Annotated in this window: 1 protein-coding gene (running past one end of the window); it reads left to right on the plus strand. The window is 51.5% G+C overall.

Annotated elements, in window-relative coordinates; genetic code table 11:
* Positions 1-21,440, plus strand: partial view of a non-ribosomal peptide synthase/polyketide synthase gene (locus tag MKX46_RS02120; protein WP_341070825.1) — the 5' portion only. The gene runs 20,743 nt beyond the window's last position; only the first 21,440 of its 42,183 coding nucleotides appear in the window; the start codon lies at positions 1-3; its stop codon lies off the right edge, out of view.

The raw sequence follows: 21,440 nt of genomic DNA on the forward strand, positions 1-21,440 counted from the left end.
ATGACTCAGCACAATGTTCAACTGTTTGCATTAAGCCAACCACAGCAACGTATTTGGTACACGGAGCTTGTGTATCCCAATCGCAACACGTCCACGATTATTACCACTGTTAAAATCAAGGGAACGGTTCGAATAGATGCATTGCAGCAGGCAATGAACCGGGTGATTGCACAAAACGATTCTTTTCGTATCAAAATCACGGCTCGGGATGGCATCCCCTATCAATATGTGGAACCGTTTGCTGCTCAAAGCATAGAAACGCTTCAGGTTACCCCGGAGGAAGCTGAGCTATGGGTCAGCCATCACAACGCACAGCCGTTCCCCTTACTGGATTCGCAGCTGTATCGGTTTACTATTTTGCAGCTGGGGGCAGAAGACACCTGGTTTAGTTTCAAGATGCATCATATTATTTCGGATGGCGTTACCATGGAGCAGGCCATTAATGAAATTACGGGGAATTATATGAATATTGTGCATGGTACAGGTTCAGATGCGCCGGCCCCAGCGAACTCATATCTCGATTTTATTCAGACGGAGCAAAGCTATGAGCAATCGGACCGCTATCAAAAGGATAAGATGTACTGGACGGAGAAATTTGCCAATTTGCCGGAGGTTACAGGTTTAAAATCGTACAATCCGCTCACAGTAAGCACGGCTGCACGCCGGGAGACCTATACACTGGAGCACGAATTATATCGTGGTGTCACGGCTTTTTGCGAGGCGCATAACATCAGTATTTTTACATTTTTCCTGGCTGCTCTGTATATTTATTTACATAAAACGACAGGTGAACAAGATTTAACGGTTGGTACATTGTATGCTAACCGTACGTTGAAGAAGGAAAAAAATACAATGGGCATGTTCGTCAGCACTGTGGCTACACGTTTGCAAGTTGAGCCGGAATCCGAGCTGCTTACTTTCCTACAGGGTGTTGGCAAGGAGCAGTCGTCCATTTTGCGGCATCAGCGTTATCCGTATAACAAAATCATACAGGATTTGCGTGAACAACAAAGCGGCACGGATATTGGCCGCCTGTTTGGCGTCACCATTCAGTACCGTACGCTGAGCTTCTCTCGTTTTGATGAAGCTGTTCAGCAGGTGCATACCGATTTCTGCGGAGATACAGTGAGTGACTTTGATATTGCCATGATTGATATGCTGGATGAGGATAAACTTGTATTGCAACTAGATTATCGGACCGAGCTGTTCAGCGAGCAGGAAATCGCTCGAATTATTCGTCAATTCTTGAGTGTGGTAGAGCATATGGTGAAAGGGCCACAGCAGCGGATTCAGGAGTTGTCACTGATGAGTGACAAAGAGCGGGCACAAATTATGAATGTATTTAATGCGACCACAGTTCCCTTTCCAGACGATGTGGGGATTCATGAGTTATTCGAGAAACAGGCAGAATGCACACCAGATCAGACAGCGGTTATGTTTGGAAGTCAGAGTCTGACTTATCGGGAACTGAATGAACGGTCGAACTCATTGGCACGAATGCTTCAAGCACAGGGAGTAGGACCTGACAAGCTGGTCGGCCTGATGATGCAGCGCTCCGTGGAAATGATCGTAGGCCTGCTGGCTGTTCTAAAAGCAGGCGGTGCTTATGTGCCGATCGATCCTGAATTTCCGTCATCTCGTATTCAATACATGCTGGAAGACAGCAAGGCTGCCGTGCTTCTGACCAGTCGTGATCTGTTGGAAGAACATCATTGCAATGCCAATGCAATATTTCTTGAGGATGCAGCATTGTATCAGGGAGAAAGCAACAACCTGGAGACGATTGCTCGCCCAGAGCATTTGGCTTACGTCATCTATACCTCTGGATCGACCGGAAATCCAAAAGGAGTTATGCTCCAGCATCGTTCGGTACTGAACTTTATTACCGGGATGCATGAAATCATTGACTTTGAAGCTGGCAAAACCATTTTGTCACTCACGACCATTTCATTCGATATTTTCGTCTTGGAAACCATCTTGCCACTGTTGGCTGGAATGACGGTTGTGCTTGGCGACCATCAGCATCAGGTGGACCCTCAGGCGCTGGGTGAGTTGATTGCTCATCATTCTATAGACATGTTGCAAATGACACCATCCCGGCTACAGATGCTGCTGGATCATGAAGCTGGTTCCCACGCGCTGCGAGGCGTGAAGGAAATCATGGTGGGAGGTGAAGCCCTTCCGTCCAAGCTGCTCGCAGCACTGCAAGAAATAAATGGTCCCCGTATTTATAACATGTACGGACCTACAGAAACGACGGTTTGGTCGACCGTACAGGAACTGACTCATGCTCAAGAAATTAATATAGGACGTCCGATCGCGAATACCCAAATCTATATCATGAATGCGAGCGGGGAATTGCAGCCAGTCGGTATGCCGGGCGAGTTATGTATTGCGGGGGAAGGATTGGCCCGTGGGTATTGGAATCTCGAAGATCTGACGGCAGAGAAATTTGTGGAAAATCCGTTTGCCGGAGGCAAAGAGGGCTATGAACGGATGTACCGTACAGGCGATTTGGCGAGATGGACACTGGATGGCAATATTGAATATTTGGGACGAATGGATCACCAGGTTAAAATCCGTGGCTACCGGATCGAACTGGGCGAGATCGAATCGCAGCTATTGCAGGTGGAGTCGGTACGAGAAGCGGCTGTCGTGGCCCGTGCGGACGAAACAACGGGTCAAAAACAAATGGTGGCGTACTATGTGGCCAGTCAAGAAATGGAAGCCAGTGAACTGAGAAGTGAGCTGGGGCGGGAGCTACCAAGCTATATGGTGCCGTCGTATTTCATTCAGTTAGAGCAGATGCCGTTGACACCGAACGGTAAAATCGACCGCAAGTCCCTGCCAGCACCGGAAGGCAGTCAGCAAAGCGGAGCGGAATATGAAGCGCCCCATACCGCGCCGGAACGGGCACTCGTGGCGATCTGGCAGTCTGCCTTGGGCGTGCCAACTGTAGGTATTTTGGACAATTTCTTTGATCTGGGCGGCGATTCCATCAAGGCGATTCAAATCGTATCCCGTGCGTTCCAGGCAGGCTACAAGCTGGATATGAAGGATCTGCTTCGCTGTCCAACCATCGCAGCATTGGCACCGTTTATGGTAAGTCGTATGGCAGATCAGGGAGAAGTGAGCGGGGAAACGGCATTGCTTCCGATCCATCATTGGTTCTTTGAACAGGAGCATGTAGACGCGCATCACTTTAATCAGGCGGTTATGCTGCACCGGGAGCAGGGCTTTGACGAAGCTGCTTTGCATCAGGCGCTAATCCAGTTGACCGAGCATCACGATGCACTACGGATGGTATTCAGGAAGACCGAGCAAGGCTACCAAGCGTGGAACCGCGGAATACAGGAAGGCGAGCTGTATCTTCTGGACGTGCTAGACTTTAGGGCTTTGACGGATGAAGCCATTCTGAGCGCGACGATTGAGGCGAAAGCAACTGAAATTCAAAACAAAATGAATCTATCCGAAGGACCGCTGGTAAAGCTGGGTCTGTTCCGTTGCAACGATGGAGACCATTTGCTGGTGGCGATCCACCATTTGGTGGTCGACAGCGTATCATGGCGTATTTTGCTGGAGGATCTGGCATCCGGCTATGAGCAGGCTTTACGGGGCGAGTCTGTCCGCTTGCCGAATAAGACGGATTCTTTCCGCCTGTGGGCAGATCAGCTGTCAGCTTATGCGAACAGCGCCGCGTTGGAGAAGGAACGTGCGTATTGGGGGCAGGTGGAGGAAGCAGGGAAGAGTCTGGCATCCTTGCCTATGGATTACACTCATAAATCTCAGGCCAAGCCACAGCTTCGCGATGATCGGACGCTGACCGTAGCGTGGACGGTAGAAGAAACAGAACAATTCTTGAAACAAGCTCATCGGGCCTACAATACGGAAGCAAACGATCTGCTGCTGACAGCTCTGGGCACTGCAATTCAGGAGTGGGCGGGCATCCGTCAGGTGCTTGTAAATCTGGAGGGTCATGGACGGGAAGCCATTTTGCCGGATATGGATATTACGCGCACAGTCGGTTGGTTTACCAGTCAATTCCCGGTTGTACTCAATATGGGCGAGGATCGGAATGTAGGACGGCGTGTCAAGAACGTCAAAGAAGGGCTGCGCCGTTTGCCGCATAAAGGGATTGGATACGGGATTTTGAGATATCTTGCTAGCGGTGAAGGAGAAGCAGCTTTTGTTGCCGAGCCAGAAATCAGCTTTAACTATCTCGGACAATTCGATCAGGATTTAAAGAATAATGCGTTCCGCATGTCTCCTTATTCCATCGGAGCTTCCATGAGTGACACGTTGACCAAGCGGTATGCTCTGGATATCAACGGCATGATCACGGACGGTGCACTGGAACTGACGATCAGCTACAGCAACAAAATGTTTATGAAAAAATCAATCAAAAAGCTGGCTGATCTGTTGCAGGAGGGCTTACGTGAGATATTGGCTCACTGTGTGGGTAAAGAGTTGCCGGAGCTGACACCAAGCGACTTGTCCTTCCAAGGACTGACGGCTGGAGAGCTGGATCATATTGTAGAGCAGACGGCTAATGCGGGAGAACTGGAAAACATTTATTCGCTCACACCCATGCAAAAAGGCATTCTGTTCCACGGCTTAATGGAGCCGCAATCTGGGGCGTACTTTGAGCAGGCGACATTTGATCTGCAAGGCAGCTTTCAAGTGGAGGCTTTTGCCGAAAGCCTAAATCAGCTGGTGGATCGCCATCAAATATTCAGAACGAATTTTTATAGCGGATGGAATGAGCAGCCTTTACAGGTGGTGTACCGTCACAAGCACGCCGGGTTCCGTTTTGAAGATGTACGTTCGATGGAACAAGGTGAGCAGGACGCATATATTGCTGATTTTGCTGAGCGCGACAAAGCCGAAGGCTTTCATTTCAGCTCAGGCGAGCTGATGCGGGTGTCTATTTTACGTACAGGCGAGGAGTCGTATCGTTTTGTGTGGAGCTTCCATCATATTTTGATGGACGGTTGGTGCTTGTTCCTTGTTGTAGGGGAAGCATTTAATAAGTACTTTGCCATACTCGAAGACCGCAAGCCGGAGCTCGCCCCGGTAACACCATACAGCGAATACATTGAATGGCTGGATCGGCAGGACAACGTGGAGGCTGAACGGTTCTGGAGTGATTATTTTGCTGGCTTTGAGCAGCAGACCGTATTACCGCAGGTAAAACAGCTGGACGGTCACGCCAAGGGATATGAAGGGGATAAGCTTTCGTTTACACTGGGCCACGAAGTGACGGAACGGATGAACAAGCTGGTTAAGCAGAAGCAAGTAACGGTCAATACCCTTCTGCAAGCAGCGTGGGGCGTTGTGCTGCAACGGTATAACAACAGTCGGGATGTTGTATTTGGCAGTGTCGTATCCGGCAGATCAGCGGATATTCCGGGCATCGATAAAATGATTGGTTTGTTCATTAATACGGTTCCTGTACGAGTTCACAGTGAGAAAGATATGACGTTTGCTGCGTTAATGAAGCAGATACAGGAGCAGGCACTGGCTTCCCGTGCCTATGAAACCTATCCGCTGTATGAAATTCAGGCCCTGACTGAGCAGAAACAGGACCTGGTGAACCATATTATGGTGTTTGAAAACTATCCGGTGGAACAGCGTATGGAGCACATGGGGAGCCGTGACACGAACGGTTTTACGATTGTTAATGCTTCAATGTCAGAGCAAACGAACTATGATTTTAACATTACGGTTGTGCCAGGCGATGAAATAGACATTCATTTGGAATTCAACGCGCTGGTGTTTGAACGTGCAGCTGTCGAGCAAATCCGCGAGCATTTGCTGCATATGATTGAAGAAGCGATTAACAGACCAGATGCGCTGGTAGATGAGTTAGAGCTGGTGACTGCTGCGGAAAAAGCAAAAATCATCGATGGTTTTGGATCCGTGGGCGTATCTGCATGGAGTGACGAAAAAGAATCTGAATTGTTGTTCCATGCCTATGTGGAAGAACAAGCGCAGCTTGTGCCGGATCATGTGGCAGTGATATACGAGGAGCGGCAGCTTACGTACCGCGAGCTGAACGAGCGTGGGAATCAACTTGCTCGTAGATTGCGGAATGAAGGCATTGGGCGTGAATCCATTGTTGGTATTTTGAGCGAGCGATCGGTGGACATGATGGTCGGCGTACTGGCGGTGTGGAAGGCCGGCGGTGCATACGTGCCGTTAGATGCAGATTATCCGTCCGAACGGATCCGCTTTATGCTCGAGGACAGCGGTGCGACAGTGCTGCTAACGCAAACAGGTTTGCAGGAGCGCGCGCAGGCATGGCTGGAGGAAAGCCGACAGGCCTTGGTCGGAGGGCAATCTGAGGGAGAGTTGGAGACAGCGGCTGGCGCTGAAACGATGGAAAGAGACAGCCTGAATGAAGAATTAAGCTTGAAACCAAATTCGGAGTCTGACAGCGAATCAGCATCCGAATCCGCAGTGGACTTGCGTCTGCATGCCGTGCTAGCGCTGGACGATGAGTCGCTGTACACCGGAGATGCCACGGATGTGGAACCTATCAACGAGCCGCAGGATCTGGCATATGTGATCTACACGTCCGGTACAACGGGACGTCCGAAGGGTGTCATGATCGAGCATCACAGTTTGGTAAACACAGCCGCGGCATACCGCCGGGATTACCGTCTAAATCAGTTCCCGGTACGCCTGTTACAACTGGCAAGTTTCTCCTTCGACGTATTCGTCGGCGATATCGCGCGGGCACTTTATAACGGTGGCACGATGGTTATCTGTCCAAAAGACGACCGGATTGATCCGAGCCGTCTGTACGGCTGGATTCACGATTACCAAATTACGGTGTTCGAATCCACACCGGCTTTAATCGTACCGTTTATGCAGCATGTGCATGAACAGGGCCTTGACATGAGCAGTCTGGAACTGCTGATCACCAGCTCGGATAGCTGCAGCGTGACGGATTATCGGGTGCTGCAAGAACGGTTTGGCGCAGATATTCGCATTATGAACAGCTATGGCGTCACGGAAGCGGCGATTGACTCCAGCTTCTACGACGAAGAACTGTCAAAGCTGCCAAGTAGCGGCAGTGTGCCGATTGGTCAGGCATGGCTGAACGCACGCTTCTACATCGTGGACAGCCAGCTGAATCCGGTGCCGATCGGTGTACTGGGTGAGCTGTGCATTGGCGGTGCTGGCGTGGCACGAGGCTACCTGAACCGTGCAGACCTGACGGCCGAGAAGTTCGTAGCGAATCCGTATGTAGCCGGTGAACGATTGTACCGCACAGGTGACCTGGCGCGGTGGATGCCAGACGGCAATGTGGACTTTATCGGCCGGATGGACTATCAGGTCAAAATCCGGGGCTACCGGATTGAGCTGGGCGAGATTGAAACGGCAATCCAGCGGGTGCCGGGTGTGCGTCAAGCGGTAGTCATCGACCGGACGGATGAGCGTGGACACAAGTACTTGTGCGGATACATCACAGGAGAAACCGAGCTGCGGATCGAGGAAGTACAGGCCGAGCTAGAAGCAGGACTGCCAGCGCACATGGTGCCAGCACGCTTGATGCGACTGGAGACGATTCCGCTGACCAGCAACGGCAAAATCGATCGCAAGGCCTTGCCGGAACCGGAGGGAAGCATCCATACGGGTGCAGCCTATGTGGCACCACGTACTACGGCAGAGCAAGTACTGGCTGCAGTGTGGGCCGGAGTACTCGGCGTGGAAGCGGTAGGCACGCAGGATAACTTCTTTGAACTGGGCGGCGATTCGATCAAAGCACTGCAAGTATCGTCCCGCTTGCTGCAAGCAGGCTATCGATTGAACATGAAGGATCTCTTCAGCAATCCGACGGTAGCGGCGCTCAGTCCTTTGCTTCGTACAGATGGTAAGATGGCCAGTCAGGAAGAAGCAGTAGGCAAGGTAGATCTGACACCCATTCAGCGATGGTTCTTCGAGCAGCAGCCTGCTGATCTGCACCACAGCAATCAGGCGATGATGCTGTACCGAGCTGGGCGCTTTGACGTCAACGCGCTACGCCGTACAATGGACCGTATTGTCCAGCATCATGACGCATTGCGCACGGTATTCCGTGAGAGGGAGCAGGGCTATGCCGCTTGGAACCGCAGTGTAGAGGAAGGCGAGCTATACACACTGGACATCGTAGATTTTAGAGGAATGGAGAACGAATCTGCCGCTGTCGAAGCCAAGGCGAGTGAAGTTCAAGCAGGCATTCATTTGAGCGAGGGTCCGCTTGTGAAGCTCGGTCTGTTCCATTGCGCTGAGGGCGACCATTTATTAATGGTCATTCATCATTTGGTTGTGGACGGCGTATCGTGGCGTATTTTGCTGGAGGACTTGGCGTCCGGTTATGAGCAGGCTGTTGCAGGTAAAACAGGCACAGCTATTCGACTGCCGCATAAAACAGATTCGTTCCAGGTATGGGCCAAACAACTGTCAGCCTATGCGAATCGGGCGACGATGGAGCGTGAGCTAGCCTACTGGCAGCATATCGAACAAGCAGAAGCGAGTCTGGCGAAGCCTTTGCCAAAGGATTTTGCGAATGACAATGCATTGCTTGGAGACAGTGAGGTTGTGACGGTCCGCTGGACGAAGCAGGAAACCGAGCAGTTGCTCAAACAAGCTCATCGCGCATACAACACGGAAATGAATGACCTGCTGCTGGCTGCGCTCGGAAAAGCCGTATATGACTGGTCTGGTTCTGAACGGGTGCTGGTCAACCTGGAGGGCCATGGACGGGAAGCTATTGTACCGGATGTGGATATTACGCGGACAGTCGGTTGGTTTACGAGCCAGTTCCCGGTTGTACTGGATGGAAGTCTGGGACAAGGGAGGAATACGGCTCGTCTGGTCAAACGGGTCAAGGAAGGGCTGCGTCATATTCCGCAGAAAGGCATCGGCTATGGTATTTTACGATACCTGTCGGATACGAATGTTCTGGAGAAAGCAGGCGTGCAGTTAAAGGCTCAGCCTGAGATCAGTTTTAACTATTTGGGCCAATTCGATCAGGATTATAAAGGCAATGATCTGGAGCCTTCCTCCTATTCCATCGGTGTGCCTGTCAGCACGAATGCGGCTATGGATTTTGCACTGGATATCAATGGAGTCATCGAGGATGGAGAACTGATTTTCACGATTCGCTACGGTACAACGCAATTCCGCCAAGAAACGATTGCACGGCTTGGAGAGCTGCTGGCATCCAGCTTGCGTGAAGTCATTCATCATTGTGTCGCCCAAGAGAGAACGGTTTTGACCCCAAGTGATGTGCTGTTAAACCATGTAACGCTGGACGAGCTGGAGCAATTGGTGAAGGATACGCGAGATATGGGTGAACTGGAAAATGTGTATGCTTTGACACCGATGCAAAAGGGCATGCTCTTCTTCAGCCTGATGGATGAGAATTCGGCGGCGTATTTTGAGCAGGCCACCTTTGAATTGAACGGGCGTTTTGATGTGGTTACTTTCGGCAAGAGCTTGGATCTGCTCGTACAGCGTCATGAGGCATTGCGGACGAACTTTATCAGTTCATGGAAGGATGAGCCTGTACAGGTCGTTTTCCACAACCGCAGCGGAGAGTTGTACTATGAAGACCTGCGCGGACTGAAAAAAGAAGAACGTAAAGCACGTGTGGAGGCATTTACCCTTGCTGATAAAGCGAAAGGATTCCGTCTGGCGGAGGACGCACTCCTTCGTATCTCGATCCTACAAACCGGGGATGAAACGTATCACTTTATTTGGAGCTTCCATCACATTTTGATGGATGGCTGGTGTTTGTCCTTTATGACACAGGAGGTATTTGGTAGCTATCTGGCACTGCGCGCGGGTCATGAGCCAGCACTGGAGCCTGTCACGCCGTTCAGTCGATTTATTGAATGGCTGGAACGTCAAGACCGTGAGGCAGCCTTGCAATACTGGCGTGGGTATCTGGCGGACTATGAGCAGCAAATTACGCTTCCCCAGCAAAAAACACAGCCTAAATCGATGCACACCGGGGAATATATCGCTGAAGATCTGGATTGCGAATTCCAACCAGAGCTGGTTGCCCAGATCGAACAAGTGGCGAAGCAAAATCAGGTCACGATCAATACGCTGATTCAAACCGTATGGGGCGTTCTGTTGCAAAAATATAACAACAGTACGGATGTCGTGTTCGGCAGCGTTGTGTCCGGTCGCCCGGGAGATATTCCAGGCGTGGAGCACATGATCGGGCTATTTATCAATACAATTCCAGTGCGTGTGCAGTCTGAACCAGGTGAAAGTTTTGTCGAGCTGATGAAACGAACACAGCGGCAGGCGCTGGCTTCCAATGCCTACGATGCGTTCCCGCTGTATGAAATTCAAGCACTGACCGAGCAGAAGCAGGATTTAATCAATCATATTATGATTTTTGAAAATTATCCGGTGGAGCAGCAGGTAGAACAGTTAGGCGGCGATGGGCAGAATAAATTTACGATTTCGAACGTGGTGTCTACAGAGGCAACCAACTATGATCTGAACGTCGTCGTGATGCCGGGAGAAGGCATCAAGATTCGTTTTATGTATAACACGCTCAGCTTTGATCAAGCAGGCATTGAGCGTTTGTATGGACATTTTGCACGTTTGCTGGAGCAAATTTCGCTCAATCCGCATGTTCGGGTGGAAGAACTGGAACTACTCACAGCAGCAGAAAAACAACAGATTACAGCGGCCTTTAATGATACCGCTTGTGCATTCCCATGCAAACAGACGATCCATCAGCTGTTCGAGGAGCAGGTAGAATATACGCCGGATCAGGTAGCATTGGTGTTTGGACATCAGCGTCTGACATATCGGGAGCTGAATGAACGTGCCAATTCATTGGCTCGAATGCTTCAAGCCCAGGGAGTAGGACCTGACAAACTGGTCGGTCTGATGGTGCAGCGTTCCGTGGAAATGATCGTAGGTCTGCTGGCTGTGCTAAAAGCAGGCGGTGCTTATGTGCCGATTGATCCCGAATTTCCATCCTCTCGTATTGCATACATGCTGGAAGACAGCGAGGCCGCAGTGCTTCTGACCCGTCGTGAACTGGCAGAAGAACACCATTGCCATGCCAATACCCTGTTTCTTGAGGATGCCGCATTGTATCAGGGAGAAAGTAGCAACCTGGAGACGATTGCCCGCCCAGAGCATTTGGCTTATGTCATCTATACGTCGGGTTCGACTGGAAATCCGAAAGGAGTTATGCTCCAGCATCGCTCGGTCCTCAACTTTATTACTGGGATGCGCGAAGTCATTGATTTTGAAGCGAGCCAAACCATGTTGTCACTGACGACCATTTCATTCGATATTTTCGTATTGGAAACCATTCTCCCCCTGTTGGGTGGAATGACGGTTGTGCTTGGCGACAGCCAGCATCAGGTGAATCCTCAGGCACTTGGTGAGTTGATTACTCAACATTCGATTGAGATGTTGCAAATGACACCATCTCGGCTGCAAATGCTGTTGGGTCATGAAGCAGGCTCGCGCGCGCTGCAAAGCGTGAAGGCAATTATGGTTGGGGGCGAAGCACTTCCATCCAAGCTGCTCGCAGCATTGCAAGAAATAAACGGTCCCCGTATTTATAACATGTACGGACCTACAGAAACGACGGTGTGGTCGGCCGTGCAGGAACTGACCCATGCTCAACATATTAATATTGGACGTCCTATTGCGAATACACAAATCTATATCATGAATGCGAATGGGGAATTGCAGCCCGTCGGCGTGCCGGGCGAGTTATGTATTGCAGGGGAAGGCTTGGCCCGTGGATATTGGAAACGTGAAGAACTGACGGCTGAGAAATTTGTAAATAATCCGTTTGCTGGGGGCAAGGCAGGCCATGAGCGGATGTATCGTACAGGCGATTTGGCAAGATGGATGCCGGACGGCAACATTGAATATTTGGGGCGGATGGACCATCAGGTGAAAATTCGGGGCTACCGAATCGAACTGGGCGAGATCGAATCGCAGCTGTTGCAGGTGGAGTCGGTGCAAGAAGCGGTCATCATGGCTCGTGGGGACGAAACGGGTCAAACACAGCTCGTGGCGTACTATGTGGCGAGTCAAGAACTGGGAGCCGGTGAGCTGAGACATGAGCTGGGACAAGAACTGCCAAGCTATATGATGCCGTCGTATTTCATCTGGTTGGAGCAGATGCCGCTGACACCGAACGGTAAAATCGACCGCAAGTCCCTGCCAGCACCGGAAGGCAATCTGCACAGCGGTGCGGATTATGTAGAGCCACGCACTGCACCGGAACGAGCGCTTGTAGCGGTCTGGCAGTCCGTCCTGGGCGTGCCAACCGTCGGTATGTTGGACAATTTCTTTGATCTGGGTGGCGATTCGATCAAGGCGATTCAGATTGTGTCCCGTGCGTTCCAGGCAGGCTACAAGCTGGACATGAAGGATTTGTTCCGCTATCCCATCGTCGCAACCCTGGCACCGCATATGCACGAGGTCAGTCGTAGGGCAGATCAGGGAGAAGTAAGCGGAGAAACGGCGTTGCTTCCGATCCAGCGCGAGTTCTTTGCGCAGGAGCAAGTAGACGTGCATCACTTTAATCAGGCGGTGATACTGCACCGGGAGCAGGGGTTCGACGAGTCGGCTCTGCGTCAGGCGCTTGGCAAACTAACAGAGCATCATGATGCTCTGCGGATGGTGTTCAGCAAGACAGAACAAGGCTATCAAGCATGGAATCGCGGAATACAGGAAGGTGAGCTGTATCATCTGGATGTGGTGGACTTTACGAACTTGACGGATAAAGCCACGCTCAGCGCAGCCATTGAGGCGAAAGCCAGTGAAATTCAAAGGAGTATCCAACTGCATGAAGGGCCGCTGTTTAAAGCAGGTTTGTTCCACTGTGTAGATGGCGATCATTTGCTGATGGTGATTCACCATTTGGTGGTGGACGGGGTATCCTGGCGTATTTTGTTTGAGGATTTGGCTACTGCCTATGAACAGGCCGTTCATCAGAAAGTGCTTCAGCTGCCGGACAAAACGGATTCCTTCCGTTCCTGGTCACAAAAACTTTCCAAGTATGCGAATAGCACAGCCATGGACAGTGAGCACGCCTACTGGGAGCAATGGAACGCAGTCGCTTTGTCTGACCAAGTACGATTGCCTGAGGATCAAGCGCAGGCTGACTCATTTACTTTGGCTGACACCGATACAGTGGTCTTCCAGCTTACGGAAGAAGAGACAGAGAGACTATTGAAGCAAGCGCACCGCGCGTACAACACGGAAGTGAACGATCTGTTGCTGACGGCTTTGGGCATGATGCTGTACACATGGACCGGCCATGAACGCAGTCTGATTCATTTAGAGGGACACGGACGTGAGAACATTTTGCCGGATACGGACATTTCTCGTACCATAGGCTGGTTTACGAGTCCATATCCGATATGGCTGGACATCGGTCGTGATCAGGCTTTGTCGGAACGCATCAAACAGGTCAAAGAGAGTCTGCGTGATATTCCGAATCAAGGAATGGGCTACGGAATCTGGAGATATTTGAGTGAATCTGGCCAAGCCATGGGTCAGCAAGCAGATGCACTGAATCTCGCTCAACATCAAGCTTTTGCCGAGCCGCAAGTGAGCTTCAATTACCTCGGACAGCTGGATCAGGACTTGCAAAACAGCGATATTCGTATGTCTCCTTACTCGATGGGATCGGTCGTTAGTGACCGGACGAAGATGAAATTTGCGCTCGATGTGAGCGGAATCGTAACGAACGGCATCCTGGAACTGGACATTCGATATAACGGCAAAGCCTTCCGTAAAGATACGGTCCAAATGTTAGCCAACCTGTTGAAATCCAATCTGCTTGAAGTTATCGAGCATTGTGTTACACGAGATCGGATCGAATTAACTCCAAGTGATGTACTGTTCAAAGGTCTGACCCTGGAGCAATTAGATACGATTAAGGAGCAGACCAAGACGGTTGGGGAATTGGAAAATGTGTACCCGCTAACGCCCATGCAAAAGGGCATGCTGTTCCACAGTCTAATGAATGCTGAAACAGGCGTGTATTTTGAACAGGCGACCTTTGATCTGGAGGGCCATTTTGCACCGTCCACATTCGAGGAAAGTCTGAAGCTGCTGGTTAGTCGACATGCTATATTACGGACGAATTTCTACAGCGGCTGGCATGGTCAACCCTTGCAAATCGTCTATCGCCATAAAAGTCCGAGCTTCTTTTATGAGGACGTTAGAGGGTGTGAACAGGCTGTAGCTGAATTTGTGGCCCAGGACAAAGCTCGAGGCTTTGATTTAAGCAAGGATGCGCTTATGCGCGTATCCGTCTTCCGCACGGGTGAAAGCTCATACCGTTTTGTATGGAGCTTCCATCATATTGTGATGGACGGCTGGTGCCTGTCGCTGATGACAGACGAAGTGTTTGGTGCCTATGCTGCCTTGCTGGAGAACAAGCAGCCAGAGCTCGCACCTGTCAAGCCGTATAGTGACTATATCGAATGGTTGCAAGATCAGGATGCACAGGAAGCGACCCGTTATTGGAGTGACTATTTGGCAGGCTTTGAGCAGCAAACCTTGTTGCCTGGTGAGAATGCGCAAGCTTCTGTAGCCGCACGGGATGAAGAACCAGACGGAAGTGGTGGAAGTTCAAATTCTGGCTATGTTTCGGAAAAGCTGCCATTTATGTTGGGTAAAGAACGGAGTGCCGCATTAAAGCAAATAGCCAAGCAACAACATGTCACGATTAACACCTTGCTGCAAAGTGTGTGGGGCGTTATTTTACAGCAATACAATAATAATCAGGATGTTGTGTTTGGTGGTGTGGTATCCGGTCGTCCGGCAGACATTCCAGGTGTGGAGAACATGATTGGATTGTTTATCAATACCATACCGGTTCGGATTCAAAGTGAACGGAATGCTACATTTGCTGAAGTATTGCAGCGCACACAGGAACAGGCTTTGGCCTCCAGTGTCTATGATACGTTTCCGCTGTACGATATTCAGGCACGGACTGAACAAAAACAAGACCTGATTCATCACATCATGGTCTTTGAAAACTACCCGATTGGGCAGCAGATGAAGCAGATAGGCGGTTCCGGCGAGACAAAGGCACAAACAGGCTTCTCGATTGCCAATGTGGCACTTGCCGAGCAAACCAACTACGATTTTAACCTGATTGTCGTGCCTGACGAAGATATCTCTATCCTGCTTGAATACAATGCGCTGGTGTATAACCGGTCTGCAATGGATCGTATCCAGGGTCATATCAACCACGTCATCGGACAAATCGTAGACAACCCACATATCCGTGTGAATGAGCTGGCATTGGTGACCCCGCAAGAACAGGCACAGATCGTTCAGGTCTGGGGCGATACGGCGGTAGCCTATCCGCAGGATCAAACGTTAAGCAGTCTGTTTGAGCAGCAGGCAGCGAACACGCCGGAGCAAGTGGCAGTGTTGTGCGGAGCGGAGTCGTTGACCTACGCGGAGCTGAACGAGCGAGCCAACCGTCTCGCACGCACCATGCGTGCGGAAGGGGTTAAACCAGATCAGCCTGTGGGCATTCTGGTCCACCGCTCGCTGGACATGATCGTAGGCATCTATGCGATCCTCAAAGCAGGCGGAGCCTATGTACCGATTGATCCAGAATATCCAGCCGACCGCATCCGCTTTATGCTGGAGGATTCGGGAGCGAAGCTGGTGCTGACGCAATCGCATCTGGCAGCGCAAGCGTCACTGAGTTTCGACGGTCAGGTGCTGGTGCTGGATCGTCAGGAGCAGGATGGCCAAGACATTTACCACGAAGACGGTTCGAATCTGGAGCCACTGGCCGGGCCGCATCATGTAGCCTATGTCATCTATACCTCCGGCTCCACGGGGAAACCGAAGGGCGTGATGGTGGAGCACCATTCCGTGCTGAACCGGATTTTGTGGATGCATGATTGTTACGGCTTGAGTGCGGAGGATACGATCCTGCAAAAGACGGCCTTCACGTTCGACGTGTCGGTGTGGGAGCTGTTCTGGTGGTCGCTGGTCGGCTCGAAGGTAAGCCTGCTGTCCGTGGGCGGGGAAAAGAACCCGGAAGACATCGTGGACACGATTGCCCGCGTTGGCGTGAGCACGATGCACTTTGTACCTGCCATGCTGCATGCGTTCCTGGAATATGTGGAGCAGCAGCCACGGGAAGTGATGCAAGCAAAGCTGGGCACGCTGCGCCATGTCTTTGCCAGTGGTGAAGCATTGCCACCACAGCATGTGGCCCGGTTCCAACAGCTTGTATCGAGCCTTGCGGGAGCGAAGCTGATCAACCTGTACGGCCCAACCGAAGCGACGGTGGACGTATCGTACTTTGATTGCGAGCCGGATGGGGAATATACAGTCATTCCCATCGGGAAACCGATTCAAAACATTCGTCTGTACATCGTGAAGGAAGGCACGGAGCAATTGCAGCCGATCGGGGTTGCAGGGGAGCTGTGCATCGGTGGTGTCGGTGTGGCACGAGGTTATCTGAACCGTCCGGAGTTGACGACCGAGAAATTTGTAACTGATCCGTTTTCGGGTGGTGAAGCAGGCTATGAACGGATGTATCGCACCGGCGATTTGGCGAGATGGATGCCGGACGGCAACATTGAATATCTGGGCCGGATCGACCATCAAGTGAAAATCCGGGGCTACCGGATTGAGCTGGGCGAGGTGGAATCGCAGCTGCTCCAAGTGGAATCGGTACGCGAAGCCGTCGTCATGGCTCGTGCGGCTGAAACGGGCCAAAAACAAATGGTGGCGTACTATGTCGCTGGGCAAGAGATCGGTGCCAGCGAGCTGAGAAGTGAGCTAGGCCGGGAGCTGCCAAGCTACATGGTGCCATCGTACTTTGTACAGCTGGAGCAGATGCCGCTGAGTCCAAATGGCAAAATTGACCGCAAGGCCCTGCCAGCACCGGAAGGCAGCCTGCAAACTGGAGCTGATTATGCAGAGCCGCGTACGGCGGAAGAACGCGCACTGGTAGCGGTCTGGCAGTCGGTACTGGGGCTGCAGACAGTCGGTATTTTGGACAATTTCTTTGATCTAGGCGGCGATTCCATCAAAGCCATCCAAATCGCATCGCGTACGTTCCAGGCCGGTTATAAGCTGGACATGAAGGATTTGTTCCAGTATCCAACGGTTGCAACACTGGCACCGCATATGCATGAGGTCAGCCGTATGGCAGATCAAGGAGAAGTGAGCGGGGAAACCGCGTTGCTACCGATCCAGCAGTGGTTCTTTGCGCAGGAGCGCGAGCGTCCGCAGCACTTTAATCAAGCGGTCATGCTCTATCGCGCTGAGGGCTTTAACGAGGCAGTGGTTCGGCAAGTCATGGATCACCTTGTGAAGCATCATGATGCGCTTCGTACGGTTTTCCATCAGGCTCCCGCAGGTTATACGGCTTGGACACGCCCTGTAGAGGAAGGCACGCTGTATACGCTGGAAACGGTGGATTACCGTGAACAGGAAACCGATGCAGAAGCGCTGGAAGCGAAGGTAACGGAAATTCAAAGCAGCATTCACCTGTCCGAAGGACCGCTGGTGAAGCTGGGATGGTTCCGCACAGCCGAAGGCGACCATCTGCTAATCGCCATTCACCACTTGGTGGTGGACGGAGTGTCGTGGCGGATTCTGTTCGAAGATTTCTCGACAGGCTACGAGCAGGCGAGCAAGGGTGAGCCTGTACGATTGCCCTATAAAACGGATTCCTTCCAAGCATGGGCACGGGAGTTGTCGTCTTACGCCAACCGCCCTGAGGCTGCCTCGGATGAAGTTTATTGGAAGCAGCTGGAACAGGCCAAAGCGGAAGCCGCACCGCTGCCTAAGGATTTTACCTACGAGGGCTCCTTAAACGCAGACAGCGAAGTGCTGACGGTAGAGTGGACCGAAGCTGAAACGCAGCAACTGTTAAAGCAGGTCCATCGCGCCTACAACACCGAGGTCAATGATTTGCTGCTGACCGCGCTGGGACTGGCGGTGCACAATTGGACAGGCGCAGGACAGGTACTGGTGAATCTGGAGGGCCATGGCCGGGAAGCGATCCTGCAAGAGGTGGATATTACACGTACCGTAGGTTGGTTTACGAGCTTGTATCCAGTGCTGCTGGAGACCGGCAAGGAAATGACACTGGCTCAGCGGATTAAAGAAACGAAGGAAGGTCTGCGCCGGATTCCACATAAAGGGCTGACCTATGGAACTTGGCGCTACTTGTCTCCTGCGTCTGCATCGGATGAAGCGCATACGATTGCAGCAGAACCGGAAATCAGCTTTAACTATTTGGGTCAGGTCGATCAGGATCTACAAAACAGTGGAATCGCATTGTCACCCTATAGTGCAGGGGAGACAGAGGATGCACATTCACCGCTGCAATATACGCTGGATTTAAACGCGATGATCTCGGAAGGCACGCTGCGCTTGACGATTGCTTACAGCCGTAAGCAGTATCGTAAAGAAACGCTGGAACGTGTGGCAGGACTGCTTCAATCCGCTTTGCAAGAGGTGATTACGCATTGCGTCGCTCAGGAACAGCCGGAACTGACCCCGAGTGATGTATCCTTCAAAGGTCTGACGACTAGAGAACTGGAACAAATTGCGAAACAGGCGGCACATACCGGTGATTTGGAAAATGTATACGCACTGACGCCGATGCAAAAGGGGATGCTCTTTTATAATCTGATGGATTCGCAATCAGGAGCTTATTTTGAACAGGCCTCCTTTGATCTGCGAGGACATTTTAATATCGCTGCATTTGCGGCCAGTTTGGATGTTTTAATGCAGCGGCATACGGTACTGCGCACGAACTTCTACAGCGGCTGGCAGGATGAACCGCTTCAGGTTGTGTACCGGAATAAGCGCAGTGAACTGTATGTGGAAGATTTGCGGGATATGAAGGACGAGCAGCAAAACGAATACATGCTCGAATTTACGCGTAAAGACAAGCAAAGAGGCTTTGACCTAGCACAAGACGCCTTGATGCGTGTCGCTGTGTTGCGCACAGGTGAGGAGACGTACCGTTTTGTATGGAGTTTCCATCATATCGTGATGGATGGCTGGTGCTTGTCGCTGGTGACAAACGAAGTGTTTGCGAGCTATTTTGCGATCCTGGCCCATAAACAACCGGAACTGGCCCCTGTAACGCCGTACAGTCAATATATCGAATGGCTGGAGCAGCAGGATCGTCAGGCCGCATCAAGCTACTGGAGCAAGGTTCTGGAAGGATATGAGGAGCAGTCTCGTTTGCCACAGGCTAAAATTCAGGGCAAAACGGGGTATCAGTCGGAGCGTTTAGATTTTGATTTGGGCGCGGATCTCACAGCTGGTATTCAGCGTATAGCCAAGCGTTATCAGGTGACGATCAATACGTTGATGCAGACCGTTTGGGGTATTTTGCTGCAAAAATATAATGGCACCGATGATGTCGTGTTTGGCAGCGTGGTATCTGGACGTCCGGCAGACATTCCGAATGTGGAGCACATCATTGGTCTGTTTATCAATACGATTCCGGTGCGTATCCGCAGTCAAGTGGACAGTTTATTCTCCGATGTGATGAAGCAAACCCAAGAGCAATCGATTGCTTCCCATACCTATGATACGTATCCGTTGTATGAAATTCAGGGACTGTCGGAGCTTAAGCAGGATTTGATCAATCATATTCTTATTTTTGAGAACTATCCGGTCGAGGAACAAATCGAGCAATTAGGCAGCGGTGAGGAGTCCAGCTTCACGATCACCGGAGCCGAGTCTGTCGAGCAGACCAACTATGACTTTAACCTGGTGGTACTGCCCGGGAACACCATTCACATGAGCTTTGGGTATAATGCTCTGGCCTTTGAACGGGAAAGTGTAGAGCAAGTCCGAGGCCATCTGGTGCAACTGCTGGAGCAGGTGACAGCGAATCCGGACATCCGTGTACATGAGCTGGATATGGTTACCATGCAGGAGCGTGAGCAAATCGTTGAGGCTTGGGGCAATACTGCGACCGAGTATCCAAGCGAGCAAACGATCCACGGCTTATTCGAGGCGCAAACCGCGCAGACGCCGGAGCAGACAGCCTTGTTCTTAGAAGGAGAAACGCTGACTTATCGCGAGCTGAATGCACGCGCCAATCGCCTGGCTCGTACCTTGCGCAGTCAAGGCGTGACGAAGGATCGTTTGGTGGGTCTGATGACTGAGCGGTCGGTGGATATGATCGTGGGCATCTTCGGGATTTTAAAAGCCGGAGGCGCATATGTACCTATCGATCCAACCTATCCGGAAGAGCGTATCCGCTATATGCTGGACGACTCGGGGGCGAAGCTGCTGTTGACACAAAGTCATCTGGTGGACAAAGCAGTTATCGATGGTAAAGTGCTGGTATTAGATGGAGCGCAAACGGTGTATCACGAGGATGGTTCTAACCTGCAGCCGGGGTCCAGCCCGAATGATTTGGCGTATGTGATTTATACGTCAGGTACAACCGGGCAGCCGAAGGGTGTCATGCTGGAGCATCACGGGCTGTGCAATCTGAAAACATATTTTGATCAGACGCTTCGAATCCGCACGTCGGATCATGCGTTGCTGTTCGCTAGCTATTCGTTTGATGCGGCTTGCTGGGAAATCTTCCAAGCGCTGTTCTGCGGAGCCACGTTATATGTGCCAACGACAGAGACGATTTTGAACTACGAGCGGTTTGAGCAATATATGGCGAATCACCGGATTACGGTGGCCGCTTTGCCGCCGACCTATGCGGTGTATCTGGAGCCAGAGCGGATGCCACACCTGCGTATTCTGTTCACTGCGGGTTCAGCATCTTCCACCGAACTGGTATACAAGTGGAAGGATCAAGTGGCGTACTACAACGGCTACGGTCCAACTGAAAACTCAGTTGCAACGTCCATCTGGCCGGTGTCCGAGGATGAGAGAGCTGGACAACTCATTTCCATTGGACGTCCTGTGCCGAATCATCGGGTATACATGGTGGATGGGCATGGACATTTGGCTCCGGTAGGCGTAGCAGGTGAGCTGTGCGTGTCTGGTCCAGGTCTGGCGCGTGGATATCTGGATCGTCCAGAGCTGACGGCGGAGAAATTTGTAGCGAACCCGTTTGCGGTTGGTGAAGCAGGCTATGAACGAATGTACCGTACGGGTGACTTGGCGAGATGGATGCCAGACGGCAACATCGAATATTTGGGCCGGATTGACCATCAGGTGAAAATCCGGGGCTACCGGATCGAGCTGGGTGAGGTCGAGGCACAAATCTTGAAAGTGGAAGACGTGCAAGAGGTCATCGTACTGGCCCAAGCGGACGAACAGGGGCAAAACCAACTGGTGGCGTACTATGTCGCTGAAAGAGACGTAAGCGCTGGGGAGCTGCGTAGCTTACTGGGTGAGGATCTGCCCAACTATATGGTGCCTTCGTATTTCATCCAGCTGGAGCAGATGCCACTGACACCGAACGG

The sequence above is a fragment of the Paenibacillus sp. FSL P4-0113 genome (assembly GCF_038009305.1).
GTDB lineage: Bacteria > Bacillota > Bacilli > Paenibacillales > Paenibacillaceae > Paenibacillus > Paenibacillus polymyxa_D.